The sequence below is a fragment of the Bifidobacterium mongoliense DSM 21395 genome (assembly GCF_000741285.1).
GTDB lineage: Bacteria > Actinomycetota > Actinomycetes > Actinomycetales > Bifidobacteriaceae > Bifidobacterium > Bifidobacterium mongoliense.
This window is the reverse complement of the sequence record NZ_JGZE01000004.1, coordinates 17,481-42,253: the sequence shown is the minus strand read 5'-3', so window position 1 is coordinate 42,253 and position 24,773 is coordinate 17,481. Positions and strand designations below refer to the sequence as shown.

Genomic DNA, 24,773 nt, shown 5'->3' with positions numbered 1-24,773 from the left:
GCCGCTCAGACGAGCCGCATATCGAAGCGCTTCGCCAGCGCGGGGATGTCGGGGACGCCGTACTTCGCCACGACGTCGAGCCAGCGCCGTTTGTTGCCCTCACCGAACCGAGCGGCCTTCTTCGTGTAGGCCTCGACAGTGAGGAACTTGGGCGGGACCGATTTGCTGTGGTATTTATCCGCCACCATCACCACCTCCTGCTCCAGCGTCGTAGGGGCGTAGTCGTCGGGCGGCAATGCCAGCCCCTGTCGTTCGACATCTTCACGCGTGAGCCCCACCCCGGTGTGGTTCCTGGCGAAGGCCGCGACGGCTTCATCCACGCCCTGTTCCAACAGGTACCGATACCCCAACAGACCATGCTGTATGTAGCGTGGCCCGTCGAATCGCAGCGGCTCACCATCGGAGCCGTCATGGGCCAGCACCCGGTACGTGCCGATGTCGTGCACCATCGCGCCGATCACCGCCATGCGCGCATCGAGCAGCCGGGGAGGAACGGTGCCGTCGCGCACCCCGTCGGTGGGGGGGCACCACGGGCGCGTCGAGCATCAGCGGCGACGGTTCGGCACCGGCGTCTGGCCTGCGGCTGGCAAGCTCGGGGACGTCCTGCGGCAATGTGCACCGCCGCACGAACAACGCGTTCTGACGTTGAACCAGCTGACGCGTGATGGTCGCGACGATCACGCAATGGGTGTGAATGAGGTCATAAGCGGCATCCGAGGGGCTGATGGCATGATGCATCTCGTCGATCTGGGCGAGTGTGGGTATGAAACCGGTCATACGCCCCAGTCTAGGCGTGCTCCCGCGCGCCGTCGGCCAGCCTTCCAACCGCATCCGATGCCCCCCCATACGGAGCCGTCCCGCGACGAACAACCGCGGCACACAACGTGACCACCATCACGGCGCACTCACCGGAATCCGCCGCTACAGGGGCCGTACTTCGTACGTCGCGTCACGATTCGACATGACGAGCATATGGTCGTTGCCCAGCTCGCGGCGACCACCGCATGGAGCGCGCCACGGCCATCGCGCACCTCCCGATAGCGGACCGTGCGGTAGTCGTGGGCCTGTCCCTCGCGCCCATAGTCCTCATAGATCTCGCAGATGCGGGGAGGGACGTCGACACGACCGGAGGCCTGCACCACCACGGTGCTCTGCGGGCTTTGAATCATGCAGTTGTAGCTCGATTTGGGGCAGATGGCCCGCAACCTGCCGATGGCCTGAGAGACCGCGGAATCCAAGGGCGCACCGGAACGCACGTATGCAAGCATCACGCCGAAGAACAACACGGAATCACTGCGGCCGCCGGTGGCCAGGAAGTCCTTCCGTCCGATCACGTCATCGGCATGTTCCACGATGTTGCGGCCACGATCGTCGGAGATATCGCCGTTATGGATGAAGCTCAGACCGTGCGCATGGAACGGCTGCTGGTTCTCGACGATGACCGGCAGATGGGAACTGGCCAACCGTAAGTGCCACAACGCCCCGCGGCACGCCTGCCGCGACAATTGGGTGAAGATGGGGTCATGCCGGGCCTCGACGGTGTTGCGATACACGCGTCCGCCGGCGTGGTCGGCGCCGGTGCCGACGGCGCGTGGATCGTCGCCGGCGGGCTCGTCATCGGCCGGCAATGCACATCCCCATCCGTCATGGTAAATCTCACTGAGCCCGCGGAAATCCTCGACCGCCGCATCGCCCAGCATGTCCACCAAACTCATGTCGGTGCCGTCCGCCGCATACCCGAGTAATCTGCACATAACCCAACACTCTAACGTAGACGATCAACGACCTGATGACGCCCGAAGCGCCACCTCCCCGCGGCCTAATCCGTCACGTTGGACTGCTGCTGCAACGGCTCCTCGTTCGGATGCTTGCCCGACGGTGCAACGGCATGCGCCTCCGTCTTCACAGACGCCGTCTCGGATTGCTTCACGCTCTCCTTGCGGGTGGTTTCACGGGCACGCAACGCCTCGCGATGCAGTCTCGGCGGCCGACGCGTGGTGACGAACAACGGCTGGACCTCGACCTGCGGGTTGTAGGGCGCAAGACCGAACCACTTGATCGGCGAACCGGCAAGATGCCGGATGGCGTACTTCATCTTCAGCGACAGGGCCTCGCGGGTCGTGATGTTGGACTCGGGCATGAGGGCCTTGTGCAGCAGCACGTAACGGATGGTGCCGATGTCCGGATCCGCGTCGACCTTGGGGTAGGTCGACTTCTGCTGGGGCAGTTCGCCCGTATGCGACAGGTCGTGCATGATCTGGTGGATGTAGGCCGGGATGGACTGCGACACCTTGAATCCCAGCCGTATACGCACGCGGAAGATGTGGTCCGTGCCGAAGTCCTCCACCGCGTAGGCGCGGGTGAACGGCTCGTCCGTGGTCTGCACGGAGACCGCCCACCAAGCCCGTGCGCGCTTGGGGTGGTCGGCGAAGATGGAGAAGAAGATGTCGGTATCGAGACGACGCATCTCCGTATCGGAGGTCAGATAGATGATGTTGTCCGCGTAGTACGGGATGCGGAAATCACTGTGCAGTTTGTCGACCGCGGGCAGGAAGTCCGAAGGCTTCATATGGCGTCGCTGCGAACGCTCGATCTTGGTGCCGTCGTCCCACGTGATCATGATGAACAGGATCATGAGGGTCAGCAGCATCGTGAACCAGCCGCCGTGCATGAACTTCGCCATGGAGGCGATGAAGAACATCGCCTGGATGGTGAGGAACAGGAGCGTGAACACGATGGAGAACGCACGTTTGCGGTGGTACCACATGTGAACGGCCAGCAGCACGGTCGTCGTGATCATGGTGATGGTCAGGGCGAGGCCGTACGCGGCGGAGATATGCTCCGAATCGCGGAACAGCGCCAGCACCGTCAACGTGGCGACGCACAGCACCCAGTTGACGACCGGGATGTAGAGCTGGCCGCGGGTACGCGCCGGATACCGCACCTGCAGATGGGGCATCCAGTTGAGACCGGTCGCTTCGGAGACCATGGTGAAGGCCCCGGTGATGAGGGCCTGCGAGGCGATGACGCCGGCGGCCACCGACAGCGCGACGGCCACATACCGCACGTTCGGCCCCATCATCTCGAAGAAGGGGTTGAGGCCATCGGCCTTGGCATAGGCCGGATTGTCCTGGTTGCGCAGCATCCAGGCGCCCTGCCCGAAGTAGTTGAAGATCAGCGCGACCTTGATGAAGGGCCATGTCGCGTAGATGTTGCCACGCCCCACATGCCCCATGTCGGAGTACAGGGCCTCGGCGCCGGTGGTCGACAGGAACACCGTGCCCATGAGCGCGATGCCCGCGAGGTTGTGCGGGCTGAAGAGGAACCGCACGCCGTACACGGGGTTGAGGGCTTCGAAGACGGTCCAATCGTTGCTCAGGCTCACGATGCCCACGATGGCAAGGAAGCTGAACCACACGAGCACAACGGATCCGAAGACCTTGCCGATGCTCTCGGTGCCTCGTGACTGCACGGAGAAGAGGATGACGATGATGAGGACGGTGATGATGAGCGAAAGATTGGGATTCTCGGTGAACACCGGTTGGAACAGGGGTATGGTCTTGAGACCTTCGACCGCCGAGGAGATCGAAACGGCCGGGGTGAGCACGGAATCGGCCAGGAAGGCGGCGCCGCCGACCATGGCCGGTATGGCCAACCAGGCACCATGCCGGCGAATCAGGGAGTACAGGGCGAAGATGCCGCCTTCGCCGTTGTTGTCGATGCGCATGGCGATGAGCACGTATTTCACGGTGGTGATCAGCGTGATCGACCAGAACACGAGGGAGAGCATGCCCAGCACGGCCTCACGGTTGGTGTTGGCCAAGCCGCCCTGACCGGACAGGAAGGTCTGCGCGGTGTAGAGCGGCGATGTGCCGATGTCACCGTAGACGACGCCAAGCGCGACGATCGCCATACCGAAGCCGATCTTGTTCTGACTGCGCTGCAGCCCGATCCACCAGCGGCCGATGGGCCCCTTGTCCGCGACCTTGGAGAGCCACTCATCCTCCTGGCGCCGGGCCTGCTCCTGCTTGGTGAGCTCCTCGCGTTCCTCCTTCGTCAGGGTACGCCGCGAGACCTTGGGGGCGTTCGTGAAGGTATCGGCGCGCAACAGCGTCTCGTCGATATCGTCGGTAGCGGCCGAATCGGCGGTCCGACGCGATCTGCTCCGGCCAGCCGCCGGACGCTTACGCTTCTGCACCATTGATCATCCTCCATTACGTGGCATCGCCACGCCTCTCGTACGCCGCCACCATCCACATATCACATCCGATGACAGACCAAGCGCAAATCTTAACCTGTCCATGGCGCTTATACCAACTTCCAGGCCGTCTTCTTCACATGCGCCGCCCTTCACTATCTCTCGTCATACGCCATAGACCGTTCGGGTGACCGCCCGCGTCGCCCGCGCGACGTCGGGCACGCTCATCCCCATGGCCTGCGCGAGCGCCTCAAGCGTATAGGGAATCATGTAGGGGGCGTTCGTGCGGCCGCGGTATGGCATCGGCGTCAGATACGGGGCGTCGGTCTCGACCATGACGTGCTCGGGCCCCACGATGCGCGCCGCCTCGCGTATGTCGTCATTGCCCTTGTAGCTCACGATGCCGGAAAAGCTCAGATACCAGCCCTGATCGCGTGCGATACCGGCCATCTCGGCGTCACCGGAGAAGCTGTGGAACACCGTGCGCTCGGGACTGCCGCCGGCTAGGAGCGTGTCGATGACCTCCCGGTGGGCGTCGCGGTCATGGATCTGCATGGGCAGGCCGAGCTCCTTGGCCAGCGCGATATGCGCCCGGAACGCCTCGCGCTGGATTTCCTTGGCCCCCTGCCCTGTGCGGAACAGATCCATGCCCGTCTCTCCGATGGCGACGACCTGCTCGGGGTGGGCCAACGCCAGACGATGGACCTCGGCGAGCGCGTCCTCGAAACTGGTGTCATGCCAGGGCTGATAATGCAACGGCAGGCCATCGGGCCCGGGAACGCCGCGATGCCCGTGCAGGACCGCCTCGTTCGGGTGGATGGCGAGCGCCGCATGTACCACACCCGGGTGGTCCAGCGCCATACGCACGGCGGTCTCGAGATGCGGCAATTCGCATCCCACGTCGATGATGCCGGCGACGCCCACCGCGGCGGCCTGCGCCAGCAACTGGTCCTCGTCATAGACGGGAACGGCGGGTTGGCCCTTCTCCTGCGCCTCATGGTTCATGGCTCGGGCGAAGGGCACCACGGAGGCCACATGCGTATGGTCGTCGATGACCCATGCGTCCCGTGGCAGGGGTTGCGGTGCGGGTGCCCAACTGCGGTTGCGATGATGTCTGCTCATAGGCCCCCAGTGTAGGCAGCCCCGATGAAAGGGGTCAGGCCCGGCCCTCGTCGTGGCGGCGCTGATCGCGTTCCGTCGGCTCGATCTCGTGCACGTCCATGCCGGGCAGCCTGCCCCAGGAGTACACGGCCATCATCGTGGCGAACACCGGCACGGAGACACCGAAGGCGGCCATCAACCCCGGCCAGGTGTAATAGGCCCAGACGGTGATGAGGAAGAGGACGAACACCATGAGCGAGCACAGGGGGCGGGCGATGACCATGGTCAGCGAGGTGCGCAGCACCCAGACGAACCCCTCGTCGAAGTTCGAACGCACGGCCCAGCTCATGAAGACGAACAGGCCGTACAACAGGTTGAGTACGAGCAGGACACCGGAGACCACGATGCCGAAGGTGCCCATGTTGTTGGTCATGGTGAGCCAGTATTCCCAGATGAGCAACGCCCAGACGGCGAACTGCGGCCAGCCGAAGGCGTTGGCCGGTCCCAGCTCCTGCTTCCATGCCCTGTGGAACACCGTCCACGTGTGCTTGACGGTCCACGACCGGTCCTCGACCTCCAGCAGCCAGGTGCGGTACGTGGTGTTGCTGGCGGCAAGGGAGGGGAAGAACCCGCACACGACCAGGCCGAGCAGTGTATGCACGATGACGGCGATATGGACGATCAGAATCATCATGATGATGCGGGCGAAATACTCATAGCCCATGGCGAACCGCTTCATGACACACCTTCCGTTGGTTGGGCCCATCGGGCCACGCAGGGCCGGCGACCCGACGTCACGCGACCATGCGACCGGTGGCCCATCCTACTCCGATCAGGTCCTCCGCCGACCCATGCCGCTCTACGAGAAGCGCAGATAGGCGACGAACCGCTGCGGGTACACCTTGCCCGACTGTACATTGCTGAATCCCAGGATCGCGTCGGAGGGCAGCCCCGCCGAACGCCAGACCGCCGATTTCGACAGATCAAGGCCGGCGGCATGCGCGGGATCGGCCACGGCATGCCCCCGGGCGTCGACCAAGGCCCCGGCGACGGCCCGCAGTTGCGCGGCGGTGAGCACATCGGCCGGCTTCGAGATGTACCCACGATGGTCGAGGGTGGCGAACATGGTCCGCCCCGCGGCCATCATGTTGATCTGCCCGGCGGTGACCATGGTCATGACCTTGGCGGAATCGTCGGCGTACCCGTCGCCGCCGATGGACAGCGTGCCATCGACCTGGACGAGACGGTGGTCCTCGATGCCCTGGTCCCGCAGGAAGCCGTCGCGCAGCCGATCGAGCGACGAGGCATAGCGGCTCATACCGATGCCCTGGACCGCGAGCAGCGGGGTGGGAGGCTTGGTCAGGAAGCTGACGGCCAAGGAGATCACGACGATGAGCGCCACGAGTATGGCGGATGTCGCGAGCAGGAAATGCTGGACGAAGAACGGCCACCGTTCCTTGCGCGGCAGTTCTCGCAAGGTCTTCCATTTCGACTGTGCGGCGTAGGCGTTGTGCGAGGCGAGCACGTCGATGGCATCGCGCTGCCGCTCGTTCAGGCGGCCATCGCCGTCGGGGTCATCCATGGCCATCCGATCTCCTTACACCTCATATCGATTACCCGCGGCAGTCTACTCGCCACCCCATCCTCGAACGCCATCCCCGCATGCCACGCCGATCAGTCGACGGCGGTCAGTCGACGGCGGTCAGTCACACCGGTCAGTCGACGGCGCCGGTATGGGCGCGGATCATGGCGTACTGCGACTCGTAGAGCCGGTAGTAGGCGCCCCGCTGCCGCAAGAGCTCCTCATGGGACCCGTGTTCGACGATCTGGCCATGGTCGATGTAGAAGATCTCGTGCGCGTTCTCGATGGTCGAGAGCCGGTGGGCGATGATGAAGCTTGTGCGATTCTTGAGCAAATGCCGTAGCCCGTCCTGCAACGCCTCCTCGGTCCGTGTGTCGATGCTGCTCGTCGCCTCATCGAGCACCAGCACCCGCGGATCGGCGAGCAGCACACGGGCGAAGGAGATGAGCTGGCGCTGGCCGGCCGACAAGGTCGAACCACGTTCCTCCACGACGCTGTCGTAGCCGTCGGGAAGCTCCATGATGAACTCGTGGGCGCGCACGGCCTTCGCCGCCGCTTCGATCTCCTCGTCCGTCGCGTCGAGTTTGCCGTAGCGGATGTTCTCCCGCACCGTCCCCGAGAAAATGAACGTGTCCTGCAGCATCACGCCCATCTGGCGACGCAGGGAATCCAGCGTCACGTCGCGCACATCATGGCCGTCGATGGTCACCGAGCCCTCCGACACGTCGTAGAACCTGGACAGCAGGCTCACGATCGTCGTCTTGCCCGCACCGGTCGGCCCGACCAGGGCCACGGTCTCGCCCGGTTCGATGTGGAAGTCGACGAGGTTGAGGATGTTGCGCCCGTCGGGCTCATAGCGGAACACCACGTCGTTGAAGTCGACCTTGCCCTTGATCGGCGGGAGCTCGGCCGCCCCCGGGCGGTCGGTGATCTCGGGCCTGACGTCGAGCGTCTCGAAGATGCGCTCCAGGTAGGCCGAGCAGGTGATGAGCTGGTTGTAGAAGTTGCCCAGATCGATGACCGGGTTCCAGAAGTTGTTCGCGTAGCCGACGAAGGCGATGAGCACGCCGGTGCTCACCGAGACGCCGCCGAAGCCCATGATGCCCGCGTAGTAGATGAACGCGATGGTCATGGTGGCTATCGTCTGCACGCCGGGCCACATGAGGAACTGGATGTGCACGGCCTTCATCCATGCCGTACGCACATCGTTCTGCTGTTCCTGGAAGGTGCGGAACTGCGCGCGTTCCTGGGCGAAGGTCTGCGTGGTCTTCACGCCGGCTATGGATTCGTGGATGTAGGCGTTGAGGTTGCTCTGCTTGTTGGAGAGCTTCTGGTAGGCGCGACGCTGGAAGGTCTGCAGCACGCGCACCCACAGCAGCAGCAGCGGGAACAGCACCAGGCTCCATAGCGTCATCCGCCAGTCGATGGCGAACATGACCACGAGCGTGATGAGGAACGTGAAGACGTCGGCGATCACGTTGATGACGCCCGAGGACAGGGTGTCCGACAGGGTGTTGACGTAGTTGACGATACGGATGAGGATCTTGCCGTGCGGCCGGGAATCGAAGTAGCTGAACGGCAGGCTCTGGACGTGCGTGAACAGGTCCCGCCGCATGTCCTTGAGCATGAGCTGGCCGACGCGGGTGATCTCGAGCGTCCGGTAGCGCATGCCGCATTCGAACAGCACGATGAGCGCCGCCAGGATGCCGACGAGAACGCCCAGCTGGCGCAGGTCGCGGTGCGGTATGGTCTCGTCGATCATGACCTTGGTCAGGTACGGGACGGTGACCGCGATGACGCTCATGAGCACCACGACGAGTGCGACCCGCAGGACGCGGCCCAGATAGGGTTTGAGGTAGCGGGCGACCCGCAGAAGGTCGTGGACGTTGATCTGCTCCTCGAGCTCCTCGTCCTCACGGAAGGTGTTGCGTTGTGCCATGATCTCTCCTCCTACTCCCCGTATCCCTGCGACTGGCCGGACTGCAGGCCCAGCTGCTTGCGGTAGATCTCCCAGTACCGGCCGTGCGCGGCGACCAGCTCCTCGTGCGTGCCGCGTTCGACGATGCGACCGTGCTCGAGCACCAGGATGAGGTCCGCGTCCTTGACCGACGAGATGCGGTGGGCGATCGTGACGATCGTTTTGGCCGTGTCGAGCTCCTGCAGATGATGCTGGATCTCCGCCTCGGTCTCCATGTCGACGGCCGAAGTCGTGTCGTCCATGATGAGGATCGCCGGGTCGTCGGCCAGCGCCCGGGCCAGACTCAGGCGCTGCTTCTGCCCGCCCGAGAGCCCCACGCCGCGTTCGCCGACGATGGTGTCGTAGCCCTCCGGCATGCTCCGGATGAAATCGTCGGCCCCCGCGATCGAAGCCATGTGCTGGATGAAGTGGTCGCCGCGCCCGCCACGAGTGCCGAACCCGATGTTGCCGCCGATGGTGTCGGAGAACAGGAAGGTGTCCTGCGCCACGACGTTCACCTGGCTGCGCAGCATGTCCAGCGGCCAATCGCGCGCGTCGATGCCGTCGACGAGCACCCTGCCGTACGTCGGATCGTAGAACCGCGCGATCAGGCTCACGAGCGTCGACTTGCCGGCGCCGGTCTCACCCAGGATGCCGAGTTTCGATCCGGCGGGAACGAAGAAGTCGAGATCCTTGAGGACCGGCGTCTCGGGCTCGTCCGGGAAGGCGAAGCTCACATGCTCGAAGTGGATCTCGCCTTTGATGCGTTCGGAGGTCGCGGCTTCGCCGCTGACCTGGGTGTGGATGGACACCGCCTGATGGACGGATTCCTTGGCGTCCGGCCGCTCGACGATGCGCGAGGTCGCGGTCAGGAGGCGACGGATTTTGATGCAGCTGGCATTGAAGCGCTGCCAGTCGTTGATGAGCCATCCGGACTGGCGCACCGGCCCGTCGATCATCCACAGGAAGCTGTTGAAGCTCACCAGATTGCCTAGGGTCATGTCCCCGCGGATCACGAGGAAACCGCCGAAACCGAGCGTGATGAGCTGCAGCGAGAAGCCCAACCCGTCGAGCCACGGCATGTAGCGACGGCTGTTCATGGCCAGCTTCATGTTGCGTTGCATGTAGTCGTCGTTGTGCTCTTCGAACCGCTCGATCTCATAGGGTTCGCGCACGAAGGCCTTGACCACGCGGTTGCCCTCGATGTTCTCCTCGACCATGGAATTGAGGTCGGCGAGGGAGTTGCGGATGGCGAAGAAGAGCGGGTGGGCGTGGCTGGCGAGTGCCCGGGTGAGCACGAACAGGAACGGGGTCACGCAGGCGAGCGCGAGCGCGAGTCGCCAGTCGATGACGAACATGACCGCCAACGCCCCGATGAACATGACGACGCAGTCGGCGACCTGATAGGACACCCAGCTCAGACCGTGACGGATGGCGTCGGTGTCGGAGGTCATCCGGCTCATGATGTCGCCCGTGCGGGTGTGGTTGAAGTAGGTGAAGTCGAGTTGGTGCAGCTTCTCGTATTCGTCGCTGACCAGGCGGAACACGGAGTTCTGCCCGAAGCGCTCCATCCACATCTGGTAACCATACCGGGAGATGACGCGCACGAGCGTGACGACGACCATCATCACGCACAGTCGCATCAGCTCACTGACGTGACCTTGTGTGATGACCCGGTCGACGATGAGCCCGGAGAGCAGCGGCATGATCATCGCCATGGTGTTGTTCACGCAGAACAGGACGAAGGCCGCCGCCACACGGGGCAGGTCTGGCCGGCAATACGGCATAATCCATTTGAGATTGCCCGACTTGAGGTTTCGGGTCTGATCGACGTACATGTGAGCGCACACTCGCATTCCTGGGTGGTGGGTTGTTTGCCTGCTGTGGGACGCCGCCGCCGTAGCCGACGGCACTCTCGGCCGGTACGATACGGGACATCTGTTCTGTTGTGCGAAGCTCATCGTGGCCCCGCTCATTCACGCCTGGTGCGTCGACCGGCTATCCACCGCGTCACGTCACCTCATCCGCAAACGCGGTTCATTCTATTCGAGTGATTTCGAAACGCAACCCCCGAGGCACGGCGTGTTGCGCCACGGCAGAGGGGTTCCGCCGTACCCCGAAGAGTGGCTCGTCGTACCTCTTGTGGAGCGGCTCGTCGCACCCCATGTGGAGCAGCTCGCCGCACCTCCTGCGCATTGCATCTCAGGCCCCGTGACCTCATTGATGCGGGCACGCCGTTCGAAGTCCTTGTTGTCTCTCGACCAAACGTTCAATCCCTCAGTTGCGCCTTGTTGCACGTTGTGTAGTCAATGGCGCAACGATCGTCGCGGCCCGGACCGTCGCGGTTCTGCGGATCAGCGATATATGGCCGTTCCGGGTTGTCCGTTTTTCCCGGTCCAGGCGAAAGTACTACACAAAGTGAGCGGTCCGTCCGAATCCGACGTATCGCCGAAAGTTGTGCAGCAGCACAGCGGTGTCGACGCAAAAATGTGGCGCGGCAAAGCTGGGCTGAAAAAAGGAGAAGCCCGGCGGGGAGAGCCGCCGGGCGAGAGAAGAGAGAAGAAGGGGTTCAGTTATGGGGTTCGTGTAGGAACCTCGCCTGCGGTGTGTGGCTTGGTGTATCGCTGACATCTACGATATAACCGCACGATGCTGAACGAAGCAATGCGTAACCCTCAAAGAACGCTGTGAAGCCACTGCCAAAACCGTGTGACCGTCCTGCTGTGCCACGCCCAGCGGGTGCAGCGGAACTCGCGGGCCTGGCAGACATACAGGACTCGTGGGCCCCTCCGGCACCGGACGAGCCCACGATGACGGGATTAACGTCCGTTACACCTCATCGGCCGTCTTCGACTGCTCCGGCTGGCTGGATTGCGGCGCCGAGGCATGCTCAGCTGCCGACTCGGCCTGCGCCGTGGTCTTCTTGGCGGCGGCGAGGCGTTCACGCTCCTCCTCGCGCCGCTTGCTGAGCATCGTGTCGAACCGTTCCAGCTCCTCGTCCACGGCCTCCACGGGGATCTTCTTGAAGATCGGCGAAGGCTTGGGCACGGACGTCCCGGCCGTCAGCGGTTCACTAACCCATGGATGCAGGGTCTGACCCAGCGTATAGGTGCCGGTGATGATCGGATAGCGGAACCCGGGCTTGTCGAGATCCTCGACCTCCTCGATACGCGGCAGGGGCGAGAACGTCCCGGTGCCGCCGAGGGCCTCCCACACCTTCTGCGCGGCGTGGGGCAGGAAGGGCGCGAGCAGATGGTTCGCATCGGAGACCGCCTGCGCGGCCACGTGCAGCACCGTGCCCAGGCGCCGTTCGTCGTCCTTGATCTTCCAAGGCTCCTCCGCCGAAATGTATTTGTTGATCGTGCCGACGATGCGCATGGCCTCCGACAACGCGTTCTTCTGGTGATGACGCTCGATGAGCCCCCCGACCACGTCGAACGCCGCCGAGGTCTCCTCGAGCAGCGCGCGGTCCTCGGTCGTCATCGAATCCTCATCGAGCTCGGGGATGACGCCGAAGTCCCTGCTGATGAGGTTGGCGACGCGGTTGACCAGGTTGCCCCAGCTGGCGGCGAGTTCCTCGTTGTTGTGCCGCACGAACTCCGACCACGTGAAGTCGGAGTCGGAACTCTCCGGCCCGGCGACGGAGATGTAATAGCGCACCGCGTCCACGGGGTATCGGGCGAGCAAGTCCTTGACGTAGATCACGATGCCGCGCGAGGAGCTGAACTTCTTACCCTCCATGGTCATGAACTCCGAGGCCACGACCTGTTCGGGAAGATTCAGGGTGCCCAGCTCGCCGGGCTCGCCCCCCTTGGACCCCTGGCCGTTGTACGCCAGGAGCTCGGAGGGCCAGATCTGCGAATGGAAGGTGATGTTGTCCTTGCCCATGAAGTAGTAGGCCGGGGTCTCCGGGTCGTTCCACCAGGCGCGCCAGGCCTCGGAGTCGCCCTGCCGACGGGCCCATTCGATGGAGGCCGACAGGTATCCGATGACGGCGTCGAACCATACGTACAACCGCTTGTTCGGATTGTCGATCCAACCATCGACGGGCACGGGAATGCCCCAGTCGATGTCGCGGGTGATGGCACGCGGCTTGACCTCGCGGAACAGGCCGAGGGAGAAGTTGATGACATTGGTGCGCCAGCCTTCACGGCTGTGGAGCCAAGCAAGATTGGCGTCGGCGAGGGCGGGCAGATCCAGGAAGAAGTGTTCGGTCTCCTGGAACCGCGGGGTTTCGCCGTTGATCTTCGATACGGGGTTGAGCAGTTCGTCGGGGTCGAGCTCGTTGCCGCAGTTGTCGCACTGATCGCCGCGGGCGCCATCGTACCCGCAGATCGGGCAGGTCCCTTCGATGTAGCGATCGGGAAGCGTGCGCCCGGTGGAAGGAGAGATGGCGACCTTCTGGGTGCCCTTGTAGATGTAGCCGTTCTTGAGGCACTGCCGGAACATCTGCTGCACCACATGCTCGTGGTTCACGGTGGTGGTGCGGGTGAACAGATCGTAGCTCAACCCCAGATCGCACAGGTCCTTCGCGATGACGCGGTTGTACCGGTCGGCGAGCTGCTGGGCCGAAAGCCCCTCTTTCTCGGCCTCCACGAGGATGGGCGTGCCGTGCTCATCCGTTCCGGAGACCATAAGCACGTCATTGCCCTTCATGCGCTCGTAGCGTGCATAGACATCGGAGGGGACGCCGAAGCCGGCGACGTGACCGACGTGACGGGGACCATTGGCATACGGCCAGGCGACATTCACCAGAATATGACTCATAATCCACGATTATCAGGCCCAGCGGGGACAGCGGGCTCCTGCGGCACACGAATGCCGCACCCCCGACCGTCCACAAGACCATCCACATCGGGCACTTGCGGCGGAGTGTTTATCCACTTATCAACAGCACAGAGCACACGTGGCTCCTCCCGATCTCGTATCGGTTATCGTCGGAGCATGACCAGTGCAACAGCCCTTCCCGCCGTCACCACATCAGGTCGCGCGGCCGCCTCGCTCCTCCACGCGTTATCTTCTCGCGCGCTGTCCCTCCAGGCTCTGCCCCCGCAAGCTCCGGCCCAGTCCCTCCAGGCTCAATCCCTCCAGGCTCAGTCCTCGTCCGCCGCGGCCGCCGCATCCATGTCCCGCAGCGGCATGCCACCCAACGCACGGGTGCTGCACGGCAGCGATCTGCCCGGACCCCTCTCCCTGCATCGCCTGGCGCATATGGGCGCGGTGCGGCGACTCGACGATTCCCATGCCTATCTATCGGAGCACGATGACACGCTCTATGGCCGTGGCGCCCTGATGGCCTCGATGGCACCACGACGCATGAGCGTCTGCGCGGTCACCGCCGCATGGGTGTGGCTCGGCGGCCAGTTCCCCAAGACCATCGACATCCTGTCGACCTCACACTTCCGATCCCTGATCTTCGGTAGGAAGATACGCGTCTTTAATCGCAACGCGCCGGCATCGCATCTCACGACCGTGGGAAGTCTGCGCATCACCACCCCGGCGAGGACCGCCTGCGACATCGCCCTGCTCAGCGATGAGGAATCCGCCGACCTGTATGCCAACGAGATGGTCTGTTCGCTTATGGAGACCTACGAATTCCGGCCCGCCGACTGCCTGGCGATACTCGACGAGAACCGTTTCTGGCAGAACTCGCCGCGGGCCCGACGGTTCTTCGATCTCATCTCCTATTGCTTCTGAACGCATTGATTCTGAATGCCCCGCCTGTGAATGCTCAGCCGTTGAATACCTTTTTGAATACCCAGACGTCCACCCGGCCTGCGCATCACCCACCCGGGAGGTCCACACACGATAGCGAGAGGTGCCATGTTCCCGAACACATCGCGACGATCGAGCGAACCGAACACCGCGGGCCGAAGCCGTCGGGGATCGCCCGCATCAACCGCGACAACGCCTCCGACGGAGGGCCAACACCATCGACTGAGCGTCTTGCACCACGACGCGGGTTCGGGACGGCCTCGGCGCGACGGGCACGACGCCCGACAGATCGCCGACCAGCCGCGGAGCAGAGGGCCGAGTGCCTCGATGCGGCCACCACGTCCCCCGATCGAACTGACGCCACTGCTCGCCTGCGACGGCACGACCGACATGGCGATCCTGTGGCATATCGCACGCGAGGCGCCGGAACTGCGGCGATGGTTGATCGCGAATCCCCGCGCGGATGCGACACTGCTGGAATACGTCGCCCAGGCCGGCGGACCGGGCGTGACCGAAGGACTCGAGGTGCTGCTCACCTCCATCGACCCGGCGGGCACCGATGCGGCACACGGCGCGACAGGCAGGGTCCATGCCGAAGCTCCCCGGTGAACGCCCGGTTAAGCGCCCGGTGAACCACGTGGGACGACGCCCCCATCACGGTGATCAGCGACGTTGATCCTTGAGCGCCAGCACCCGGGCGTACACGTCCTTGCGACTCAAGAGCGAACCATCCGGCAGGGGGTGCTCGGCGACGACCTGGGCGATGGCGTCCTTGACGCGAATCCCCGCGCTTTGGGCGCGTCCGGCAGCGAGCGCCGCCAGATCATCGGGATCCGCCGCCGTGGGGAAGGCCTCCGCGGCCTCCTGAGGCGACGCCCCGGCCAACACGAGCACGATCTCGCCACGAGGCGGATCGTCGACCACCCCTTGGTGGATGGTACGGATGTCACCGCGACGAATCTCCTCGAAATCCTTGGTCAGCTCGCGGCACAGGGCCATACGACGATCGGGGCCGAAGACCTCCTCGAGGTCATCCATGGTCGCGGCTATGCGATGCGGCGTCTCGTAGAGCACAATGGTGCGCTCCTCGCCCTTGAGCATCCGCAGGCGCTGCAGACGCTCGGCGTGACGGCGGGGCACGAATCCCTCGTAGCAGAACCGATCCGTGGGCAGCCCCGACAGGGCGAGCGCATCGAGGACGGCACTCGGGCCCGGGGCGCAGGTCACGGCCACCCCACGCTCGATGGCCCGGCGCACGACGGCCAGACCCGGATCGTTGATCGTCGGCATGCCCGCATCGGAGACCACGAGGACGGTCGCACCGGCCTCGGCCTCATCGATGAGCCCATCGGCCTTCTCGTGCTCGTTGTGATCGTGGTAGGCAACGACGCGACCGCCCACACGCACACCCAGACGATTCGCCAGATCATACAGTCGCCGCGTGTCCTCGGCGGCGACGATGTCAGCGCGTTCCAACAGGGCCATCAGTCTCGGCGACGCATCCGAGGTGTTCCCTATGGGCGTGGCGGCAAGGACCACGGTCGCCGGGGGCACCAGCGCGGCGCCACGTGCATGCCCCGCACCCGTCGTCGCCCCGGATCCCGCCCCCTGCGATTCGCGGGAATCCTCCGGGCGCGGATCCACCGGCCGTTCCGACGTGACGGCATCCGCCGCCGGCTGCTGCGGGCTCTGCATCATACGACACTCCATTATCTATCCCGGTCACCTACTGTTGGTCGTATCGGTACGACACGGAACGGGACGCTATAGTACGCAACGGTACAACACGGAGGAGCCCATGGCATCGATCAGCTTCGGACGGTCTGCGCGACCCGCCCACATGCGGCGACCCGCAGCGCCCCCACGCCCGACCGGCACCGGTGAACCGACGCATGTCCGCCCGCTCACGGCATGGCTGTGGACGCTGGTCATCGCCCTGTTCGGCGGCCTGCTGCGCATGGTACGGCTCGGCGAGCCCCCGGCGATCATGTTCGACGAAACCTATTACGTCAAGGACGCGTGGACGGCACTGCTCACCGGCCAACCACGAACATGGCCCACGACCGTGGACTTCGAGGGGGCCCGTCAGAGCGTCGACGCCGCATTCGCCGCCGGGGACACCAGCACGTGGCTGGCGAGCGCCGAATACGTCGTGCACCCACCCGTCGGCAAATGGCTGATCGCCGCCGGGCTGTCGGCGTTCGGCGGCGCGGGGAACCCCTTCGCCTGGCGGGCCGCCGGCGCCATCGCGGGAACCCTGGCCATCGTCCTGATGATGCGTGTCACGCTGCGCCTCTTCCACGATCTTCCGGTTGCGGTGCTGGCGGGCATGCTCATGTCGGTCGACGGCGTCGGCATCGTGCTGAGCAGAACCGGTCTGCTCGACATCTTCATCATGGTGTTCGCCCTCGGCGCGTTCAGTCTGATGCTCGTGCACCGCGACCGGGCCAGACGCCGGCTCGAGGACTGTTATCGTGCGGACGCGGCCGCACCCGGCGCCCGGTGGACTCCGCGGCGTCGGCCATCGTCGCATGCCGGCGACGAACACGCTCACCTGATCCTGGATTCGCGCGGCCCGGTGATCGCCTTCTCGTGGTCCCGCGCGGGAGCGGCCGTGCTGCTGGGCTTGGCGACAGGCGTGAAATGGTCGGGCGCCTACTTCTTCGCCGCTTTCTGCATCATCAGTGTGCTCTGGGACGCTTGGGAACGCCACCGCGTCGGATACCGCGGCTGGCTGCTGTCGGCGCTGAGCAACGACGGACCCATCGCCGCCGCGTTCATGCTGCCGATCTGGGCCCTGACCTACCTGGCGGGATGGTCGGGCTGGCTGCTGCACCCCGACGCCTACATGCGAGATTGGGCACAGACCCATCCGGGCGAGGGCCTGACCTGGCTACCCGCGTCGCTGCGATCCCTGGCGGCCTACCATGCCGAGATGTGGCAATTCCACACCACGCTCGATTCACCGCACCCCTACCGCGCGAACCCGTTGACCTGGCCGTTGCAGATCCGCCCGACCAGCTTCTACTGGGAGCGGATCACCAGCCATCCGGGATGGTGTTCGCTCTCCCCCGACTCGTCCTGCGTGACCGCCGTGACCTCGCTGGGCAATCCCCTGATCTGGTGGCTCGGCTCCGCATGCGTCATCATCGCCATCATCCTGGCGCTGTGCACACGCGGCGACTGGAGGATCTGGGCGGTCCTGGCGGGCTTCCTCGGCGGATGGCTGCCGTGGACCCAGTACCTGCACCGGACCACCTTCACCTTCTACTCGATCGTGATCCTGCCTTGGATCATCCTCGCCATCGCCTACGTCATGCACTGGCTGCACGGCCGGATGCCGCGCGTCGCCTGGCGCAGCGTCCTGGGCGTGACGCTGGCGCTCATACTGCTCGTCTCCGCGTTCTTCTACCCGATCTGGACCGCGATGCCGGTACCGTATGGCTTCTGGCTGAGCCACATGTGGCTGAAGTCCTGGATCTGAGGACCCCGCTACCCCTTGACGGCGCCTGCCGCGATGCCCTGGATGATGTACTTCTGGCAGAACACGAAGAAGACCACGATGGGGATGATGGCGAGCACCAGGCAGGCCATCATGGCCCCCATGTCGATGCTGCCGTACCCGCCACGCAGGTACTGTATCGCGATGGAAATGGTCTTGAACTGCTGCAGATCCAAGGTCAGATAGGGCAGCAGGTAATCGTTCCAGATCCACATGATCTCGAGGATGGCCACGGAGATGATGGAGGAGCGCATCATCGGCACGACGATGGTGAAGAACATCCTGAAGGTATTGGCGCCATCGATCATCGCGGCTTCCTCGATCTCGTCGGGGATGGATTTGACGACGCCGGTGAAGATGAACACGGGCAGGCCCGCGCCGAACCCGAGGTATACGAGCCACAGCCCCCACGGGGTGTTCAGGCCGGTCATATCGGTAAGCTTGGAAAGCGGGAACATGACCATCTGGAACGGCACGATCATGTTCAGAAGGAACACCAGGTAGATCGCGGTGGAGAACCTGCTCTTGACCCTGACGATCCACCATGCGCACATCACCGTGCACAGCAGGATGACGACCACGGAACCGACGGTGGTGACCACCGTCCAGAGGAAGCTCATGAGGAAATCGGTCTTCGCGATGCCTTCGGTATAGTTCTCCAGACCGGCTCCGGCATTGCCGATGGGAAGGCTGAAGGTACTCGTCGAGATATAGACCTTCTTCTTGAAGGAGTTGATGACGACGAGCACGATGGGAAAGATCCATGCCAGGGAGACGACCGTGAATATCGCGGTCCACCACGCTCCGTGCTTCACATGCTTGATCATGCCTGCACCTCCTTGCTGGTGGTGATCCGGTTCTGGATCACGGCGATGACCGCGACGATGATCAGGAAGATCACGGCCTTGGCCTGGCCGATGCCTTCGAATCCGATACGGCCATAGAACGTTCGATAGATGTTCAGGGCGAGCAGTTCCGACGTGTTCGACGGGGCTCCGTTGGTCAGCGCCAGGTTCTGATCGAACATCTTGAAACCATTGGTCACGGTCAGGAACGAACACACGGTGATGCTGGGCATCATGAGCGGCAACGTCACCCCGAACAGCGTCTGACGCGATGACGCGCCATCGACGGCGGCGGCCTCCATGAGCTCGCCGGGCACGTTCTGCAGACCGGCGATGTAGATGACCATCATGTACCCGATCTGCTGCCAGCAGACGAGGATGACCATGCCCCAGAAGCCGTACTTCGCGCTGTAGGTCAGCGAGATGTTCCACCGCGCGAGAATGCCGTTGAGCAACAGCTGCCAGATGTAGCCCAGGATGATGCCGCCGATCAGGTTGGGCATGAAGAATACGGCCCGGAACAGCTTGGCGCCTTTCATGGCCTTCGTGAACATGTACGCCACGAAGAACGCCAGAACATTCACCAGAACCGTCGTGACGATGGTGAACAGCACGGTCAACCAGAAAGCATGAAGGAACTCGGGGTCCTGCACCGCCCTGCGGTAGTTCTTCAACCCGACCCACACCGCATCGGTCACCGTGGTGAATCTGGAGAAACTCAGATAGATGCCTTCAAGCATCGGGACGATGAACCCGAGAATGAACGCGGCGAGCGTGGGAAACACGAACACCGGCCACCACCGGCGTATCGCACGCCCTTTCATGCTGATCATAGCTACCTCCCTGTATCCCTTGTCCGTCACGCGTTCCCGCCATGCCCCGCCGCTCGTTGCCTCGCTGCGCACAGGACGAGACCCGCGCTCCCACCGGTCCAACCTCGCCAGCCCTGACGGTTGTTGATCCGGAATCTCAATATAAATGATAACGGTTGCAGTGCCAATGTCAAGCCGGCATCGACGCCATTTCGAGGCGGCTCCCCACCGTCCGGGGCTCCGCGATGACGTGCCGCCGACACCGAACCGACCGGTCTGCGGCTAAGCTGGTGACTTCGGTACCGGGTACAGGGCAGCCGCAACACATATGACAGGATCGCCATGGGAATCATCAACTTCTTCATCGAACTCATCAAGGACCCGCGCACGGCCATCGCCGCATGGATCACCATGGGCGTCGCGCCGACGCTCGGGTTCATCTTCCTGATCGTGTTCATCGAGACCGGCGTGGTCTTCTTCCCCTTCCTGCCGGGCGACTCCCTCCTGTTCGCCGCCGGATTCTTCGCGGCCCCCGACGCCGCCACCGGTACCTCGGCGCTGCCCATCATGGCGTTGCTGCCGGTGATCTGGACGGCACCCATCGTGGGCGATCAGTGCAATTACTTCATCGGCCATTTCTTCGGCCGCCGGATCATCGATTCGGGCAAGGTCAAGGCCATGACCCCGGAGCGTCTCGCCTCGACCGAGGCGATGATCGACAAATGGGGTCCACTCGCCGTGTTCCTCGGCCGTTTCTTCCCTTTCATCCGCACGTTCATGCCCTTCATCTCCGGCATTTCGGGCATGCGCTGGACGCGCTTCACCCCGTTCTCGGTGCTGGGCGGCCTCACCTGGTCGACGCTGTTCACGTTGCTCGGCTACTTCTTCGGCGGCATTCCGGTCGTACAGGATAACTTCGAGCTCGTGATCGTCGCCATCCTCGTCATCTCACTGCTGCCCACCATCATCGGTCTGATCAAGGCACGCGCCTCGCGCCGCACATCCCAAGACTGAGCCCGCACCGCCCGGTCCCGCGCCGTCAATACCGGCCCGACCATCGCTCACCGCAACACGGCCGACCCCATCGCCACCTGCGGAATTGCGCTTGGACACCGCTCGTACTACACTGGCCAACGTTGTCTTGAAAAGGGCAATGGGGCTGTAGCTCAGTTGGTAGAGCGCTTCGTTCGCATCGAAGAGGTCGTGGTTTCGATTACCATCAGCTCCACAAATATAAAGATCGTCCGGGATTGTTCCCGGACGATCTTTGCATTTCCTACGAACCCTAGGCGTTAATGCATCGCCTCAAGCACCTTGTCCACGCTGGCCTTCGCGTCGCCGAACAGCATCTGCGTGTTGTCCCGATAGAACAGCGGATTCTGCACGCCGGCGTACCCGGTGGCCATGGAGCGCTTGAGCACCACGACCGTCTTCGCCTTCCACACCTCGAGCACCGGCATGCCGGCGATGGGAGAGTTCGGATCCTCCGCGGCCGAGGGGTTCACGGTGTCGTTGGCGCCGATGACGAGGACCACATCGGTGTCCGGGAAGTCGGGGTTGATCTCATCCATTTCCAGGACGATGTCGTACGGTACCTTCGCTTCGGCCAGCAGCACGTTCATATGGCCAGGCAGGCGCCCCGCCACCGGGTGGACGGCGAACCGCACCTCCACGCCCTTGGCGCGCAGCCGCTCGACCAAAGTCGCGACCGGGTACTGCGCCTTGGCGACCGCCATGCCGTAGCCCGGCGCGATGATGACCGAATGCGCCGCTTCAAGCTCCTGGGCCACATCATCGACCGTCACCTCGTGGTATTCGCCCTCGACCTTGGCCGCCTGCGCGTGCTTCTCGTCGCCGAACCCACCCAGGATGACGGCGAGGAACTTGCGGTTCATCGCCTTGCACATGAGATACGACAGGATGGCGCCCGAGGAGCCGACCAACGACCCGGTGATGATGAGCAGGTTGTTGTTGAGCATGAACCCTGCCGCCGCGGCAGCCCAGCCGGAGTAGGAGTTGAGCATGGAGATGACCACCGGCATGTCCCCGCCGCCGATCGCCGCGACCAGATGGAGGCCGAGCAGCAGCGCGAGCACGGTCATCACGGCCAGCGCCCAGACCGAACGGGTGGGCACGAACCAGCCGATCATGGCCAGCATCGCCACCAGGACGACGGCGTTGATGACGTTGCGTCCGGGGATCATGAGCGGCTTGGAACCGATCTTGGCGGCGAGCTTGAGGTAGGCGATGATCGAGCCAGTGAAGGTCACCGCGCCGATCAGGACACCGATATAGATTTCCGTGAGATGGGCGGCATCGGCATGCGGTTCGGTGATGAAGGAGTTATAGCCGATCAGCACGGCCGCGATGCCTACGAAACTGTGCAGCATGGCGATCAGTTCGGGCATCTGCGTCATTTCGACGCTCTTCGCCCTCCAAATGCCCACCGACGCTCCGACGATGAAGACCAGGGCGATGAGCAGCGCCGTCACGGCGACGGGGCGCACCGAGTCGCGCAGGGCCAACACCACCGTCGCGACGATCGCGAGCGCCATGCCGACCATGCCGAGGATGTTGCCCCTGCGGGCGGTCTCCTGTTTCGACAGACCGGCCAGCGAGAGAATGAACAGGACCGCGGCGATGAGATAGGCGTCCTGAGATATGGTGCCGAGAGTCATCGTCATCACGCATCCTTCCTGAACATACCGAGCATGCGGTAGGTCACGAGGAACCCACCGAACACATTGATCGACGCGATGGCCGCCGACAGCACCGCCAACACCGTGACGAGCGTGTTATCGGAACCGATCTGCAACAGCGACCCGACGAGGATGATGCCGGAGATCGCGTTCGTCTGCGACATGAGTGGCGTGTGCAACGAGTGGCTGACGTTGGACACGACGTAATAGCCGACCACGATGGCCAGCACGAAGATGGAGAAGGTGAGCAGGAACGCGTGGTTGGTGAACGCGAGCGCCACCGCCAACACGGTGCCCGCGACCACGGTAAGCACCCCGTTGCGTCGGGTGGCGGCCGCCTTACGTTCGGCTTCCTCCCGGGCTTTCACCGCCGGATCGGGTGCCTTGACTGCAGCCGACGCCGTATTCGACGCCGAGGCAACAGGTGCCGCGGACACCGCGACCGCTGGCGGAGGCCACAGAATGTCGCCGCCCCGCGAAACCGTCATACCGCGTTGCACCGGATCGTCGAGGTCCAGGGTCGGCACGCCGTCGCCCTTCGGAGTGATCAGTTTCATCAGGTTCACGACATTGGTGCCGAACAGCTGCGACGTGTGCTGGGGCATGCGCCCGGCCAGGTCGGTGTAGCCGATGATGGTCACGTCGTTGTCGGTGACGATGCTCCTGCCGGGCACCGTCAGCGCGCAGTTGCCGCCGCCGGTCGCCGCCACGTCCACGATCACCGAACCAGGCTTCATGGCCGCCACGGCCTCCTTGGTGATGGTCGGCACGGCGACGCCACGCACCAATGCGGTGGTGATCACGATATCGGCCTGCGAGGCCTCCTGGGTGTACAACGCCAAGGTGGCCTGCTGCTGTTCGTCACTCAAGGCGCTGGCGTACCCCGTACTCGACCGCTGCTGTTGGGCCTGCGGGGCCCTGACGAATGTGGCGCCGAGTGATTCGATCTGCTCCGCGGCTTCCGGCCGCACATCGAAGGCGCGCACCTCGGCGCCGAGTGAGGCCGCCGCGCCGATGGCCGACAGTCCGGCCACACCACCGCCGATCACAAAGACCCGGGCCGGCGGCGTTTTACCCGCCGCGGTGACCTGGCCGGTGAACATGCCGCCGAATTCCTCCGCGGCCTCAATCACGGCGCGGTACCCGGCGACGTTGGACATCGTGGAGAGCACATCGAGCGACTGCGCGCGTGAGATGCGCGGCACGGCATCGAGGGCGAGCGCGGTGACCTGATGGTGGGCGAGCGTGCCGATGAGTTCGGTATGGGAATGCGGCGCGAGCCTCGACACCAGCAGCGCGCCGGGTTTCAGCGCATCGATCTGACGATCGGTCGGCGGATCGACCGTGGCCACGACATCGGCGCCCCACGCCCGATCGGCGTTGACGATATAGGCTCCGGCGGCCACGTAGACCTCATCCGAGAAACTCGCCGCATGCCCCGCCCCGGATTCGACGGCCACGTCGTATCCCAGTTTCTTGAGCTGCACCACCGTTTTGGGGGTGGCCGCCACGAGACGCTCCCCCTCGAGCGTCTCCTTTGGTATTCCGATTATCACCATGACTCCTTCCCAGATCATTCGGGGACAGGGCCAAAGCCACATGGTGTGCGACATTGCCCGACCAGCCAATGCTCAGCGTAGTAGCGGGAGGGCGGTATGGCAAACACCCGTGAGGATCATGCGGACATATTCGCCATGCGTCGGCGCACGTACTCGTCAAGGGTTGCGACGTCGATCCCATCGTATCCGTTGATCGTCGCGAACTGCGGGCCGTCGGGCGACGGTTTGGCGGTGAAACCCTCCTGCGCGATCGTGGTGGCGCCCGAATCCGCGGCCGATTGCAGGCCGGTCGCGGAATCCTCGATGGCTATGCAACGCACGATATCGTCGTGGCCGACGTCCAGCAGCGCGGCTGCCGCCCGATACGGGGCGGGATCCGGTTTGCTGGGCAGCGAGTCTTCACCGCAGATATACCCGGCGAACGCGCCGCGCGGCGCCTGGTCGACCAGATGCTCGGCCATGGCTCGCGGCGAAGCGGTGACCAGGACCGAGGGGATGCCCGATCGGACCAGCGACTCGAGTACATCGCGCACGCCGGGTATCCACGGCATGCGCGCCTCCTCACGTCCGGCCACATCGGCCACGAGTCGGGTGACGATCTCATCGGGACTGAGTGCGACACCGTGCGCGACCATGGTGCGGGCCACCTCGATCACCGGTGTGCCGGATCCGCTCCAGGCGAGGCGTTCATTCCATTCGCCGCCATGGATGCGGGCCAGCTCGTACTCCGATTCGTGCCAGTAGGGCTCCGAATCGATCAACGTGCCGTCCATATCCCACAGCACCGCCGCCATGGTCAGACC

General features: G+C 64.1%; 17 protein-coding genes, 1 tRNA gene and 2 pseudogenes. 5 read left to right on the top strand and 15 right to left on the bottom strand.

Annotated elements, in window-relative coordinates; genetic code table 11:
- Positions 1 to 5: 5 nt before the first annotated feature.
- The 9 genes and pseudogenes from BMON_RS02630 to metG all read right to left on the bottom strand — a co-directional run bounded on the left by BMON_RS02630 (position 6) and on the right by metG (position 13,605).
- Positions 6 to 777 (bottom strand): annotated as a pseudogene (locus BMON_RS02630) (HD domain-containing protein).
- Between the two features lie 144 nt (positions 778 to 921).
- Positions 922 to 1,754 (bottom strand): annotated as a pseudogene (locus BMON_RS02625) (class II glutamine amidotransferase domain-containing protein).
- 65 nt (positions 1,755 to 1,819) lie between these two features.
- Positions 1,820 to 4,201, bottom strand: a complete 2,382-nt coding sequence (locus tag BMON_RS02620; RefSeq protein ID WP_081882810.1) for a KUP/HAK/KT family potassium transporter — start codon at positions 4,199 to 4,201, stop codon at positions 1,820 to 1,822.
- Between the two features lie 162 nt (positions 4,202 to 4,363).
- Positions 4,364 to 5,320, bottom strand: coding sequence for a TatD family hydrolase (locus BMON_RS02615; protein ID WP_033513061.1), 957 nt, complete (start codon positions 5,318 to 5,320; stop codon positions 4,364 to 4,366).
- A 34-nt stretch (positions 5,321 to 5,354) separates the two neighbouring features.
- The gene (locus tag BMON_RS02610) at positions 5,355 to 6,038 is read right to left on the bottom strand and encodes a YesL family protein (RefSeq protein ID WP_033513062.1); all 684 of its coding nucleotides are present in this window, start codon (positions 6,036 to 6,038) and stop codon (positions 5,355 to 5,357) included.
- Between the two features lie 120 nt (positions 6,039 to 6,158).
- The gene (locus BMON_RS02605) at positions 6,159 to 6,887 is read right to left on the bottom strand and encodes a hypothetical protein (RefSeq protein ID WP_033513064.1); all 729 of its coding nucleotides are present in this window, start codon (positions 6,885 to 6,887) and stop codon (positions 6,159 to 6,161) included.
- A gap of 127 nt (positions 6,888 to 7,014) precedes the next feature.
- Positions 7,015 to 8,820, bottom strand: a complete 1,806-nt coding sequence (locus BMON_RS02600; RefSeq protein ID WP_033513065.1) for an ABC transporter ATP-binding protein — start codon at positions 8,818 to 8,820, stop codon at positions 7,015 to 7,017.
- 11 nt (positions 8,821 to 8,831) lie between these two features.
- Positions 8,832 to 10,676: an ABC transporter ATP-binding protein gene (locus BMON_RS02595; protein ID WP_033513066.1), complete on the bottom strand. Its 1,845-nt coding sequence runs from the start codon at positions 10,674 to 10,676 to the stop codon at positions 8,832 to 8,834.
- Between the two features lie 991 nt (positions 10,677 to 11,667).
- On the bottom strand, positions 11,668 to 13,605 hold the full coding sequence (gene metG / locus BMON_RS02590) for a methionine--tRNA ligase (protein WP_051917806.1): 1,938 nt from the start codon (positions 13,603 to 13,605) through the stop codon (positions 11,668 to 11,670).
- Between the two features lie 177 nt (positions 13,606 to 13,782).
- Here metG and BMON_RS02585 point away from each other — a divergent pair, with 177 nt between their 5' ends.
- Both BMON_RS02585 and BMON_RS02580 read left to right on the top strand, forming a co-directional pair.
- On the top strand, positions 13,783 to 14,535 hold the full coding sequence (locus BMON_RS02585) for a hypothetical protein (RefSeq protein WP_152595782.1): 753 nt from the start codon (positions 13,783 to 13,785) through the stop codon (positions 14,533 to 14,535).
- A 345-nt stretch (positions 14,536 to 14,880) separates the two neighbouring features.
- The gene (locus BMON_RS02580; RefSeq protein ID WP_051917805.1) at positions 14,881 to 15,162 is read left to right on the top strand and encodes a variant leucine-rich repeat-containing protein; all 282 of its coding nucleotides are present in this window, start codon (positions 14,881 to 14,883) and stop codon (positions 15,160 to 15,162) included.
- Between the two features lie 54 nt (positions 15,163 to 15,216).
- Here BMON_RS02580 and rsmI read toward each other — a convergent pair whose 3' ends face one another.
- Positions 15,217 to 16,251: a 16S rRNA (cytidine(1402)-2'-O)-methyltransferase gene (gene rsmI / locus BMON_RS02575; protein ID WP_237745298.1), complete on the bottom strand. Its 1,035-nt coding sequence runs from the start codon at positions 16,249 to 16,251 to the stop codon at positions 15,217 to 15,219.
- 142 nt (positions 16,252 to 16,393) lie between these two features.
- Between rsmI and BMON_RS02570 the strand changes: the two genes are divergently transcribed.
- A complete protein-coding gene (locus BMON_RS02570; protein ID WP_081882830.1) occupies positions 16,394 to 18,037 on the top strand; it encodes a dolichyl-phosphate-mannose--protein mannosyltransferase in 1,644 nt (547 codons plus the stop codon).
- Between the two features lie 8 nt (positions 18,038 to 18,045).
- Here BMON_RS02570 and BMON_RS02565 read toward each other — a convergent pair whose 3' ends face one another.
- Together BMON_RS02565 and BMON_RS02560 are read right to left on the bottom strand one after the other, a co-directional pair.
- Entirely contained in the window at positions 18,046 to 18,882 is an 837-nt protein-coding gene (locus tag BMON_RS02565; RefSeq protein ID WP_033513070.1) for a carbohydrate ABC transporter permease, read from the bottom strand.
- Positions 18,879 to 19,733 (bottom strand): carbohydrate ABC transporter permease, encoded by an 855-nt coding sequence (locus BMON_RS02560; protein ID WP_033513072.1) that lies wholly within the window; start codon positions 19,731 to 19,733, stop codon positions 18,879 to 18,881. Before BMON_RS02560 ends, BMON_RS02565 begins: the two co-directional genes overlap by 4 nt.
- A 321-nt stretch (positions 19,734 to 20,054) precedes the next feature.
- Between BMON_RS02560 and BMON_RS02555 the strand changes: the two genes are divergently transcribed.
- Together BMON_RS02555 and BMON_RS02550 are read left to right on the top strand one after the other, a co-directional pair.
- Entirely contained in the window at positions 20,055 to 20,726 is a 672-nt protein-coding gene (locus BMON_RS02555) for a DedA family protein (RefSeq protein WP_033513073.1), read from the top strand.
- A 141-nt stretch (positions 20,727 to 20,867) separates the two neighbouring features.
- Positions 20,868 to 20,940, top strand: a tRNA-Ala gene (locus BMON_RS02550).
- A gap of 64 nt (positions 20,941 to 21,004) precedes the next feature.
- Here BMON_RS02550 and pntB read toward each other — a convergent pair.
- The 3 genes from pntB to BMON_RS02535 form a co-directional block, all read right to left on the bottom strand.
- A complete protein-coding gene (gene pntB, locus BMON_RS02545) occupies positions 21,005 to 22,396 on the bottom strand; it encodes a Re/Si-specific NAD(P)(+) transhydrogenase subunit beta (protein ID WP_237745297.1) in 1,392 nt (463 codons plus the stop codon).
- A complete protein-coding gene (locus tag BMON_RS02540) occupies positions 22,396 to 23,970 on the bottom strand; it encodes a Re/Si-specific NAD(P)(+) transhydrogenase subunit alpha (RefSeq protein ID WP_081882809.1) in 1,575 nt (524 codons plus the stop codon). The genes pntB and BMON_RS02540 overlap by 1 nt, the downstream gene beginning before the upstream one ends.
- A gap of 116 nt (positions 23,971 to 24,086) precedes the next feature.
- On the bottom strand, positions 24,087 to 24,764 hold the full coding sequence (locus tag BMON_RS02535) for an HAD family hydrolase (RefSeq protein WP_051917804.1): 678 nt from the start codon (positions 24,762 to 24,764) through the stop codon (positions 24,087 to 24,089).
- Positions 24,765 to 24,773 lie beyond the last annotated feature (9 nt).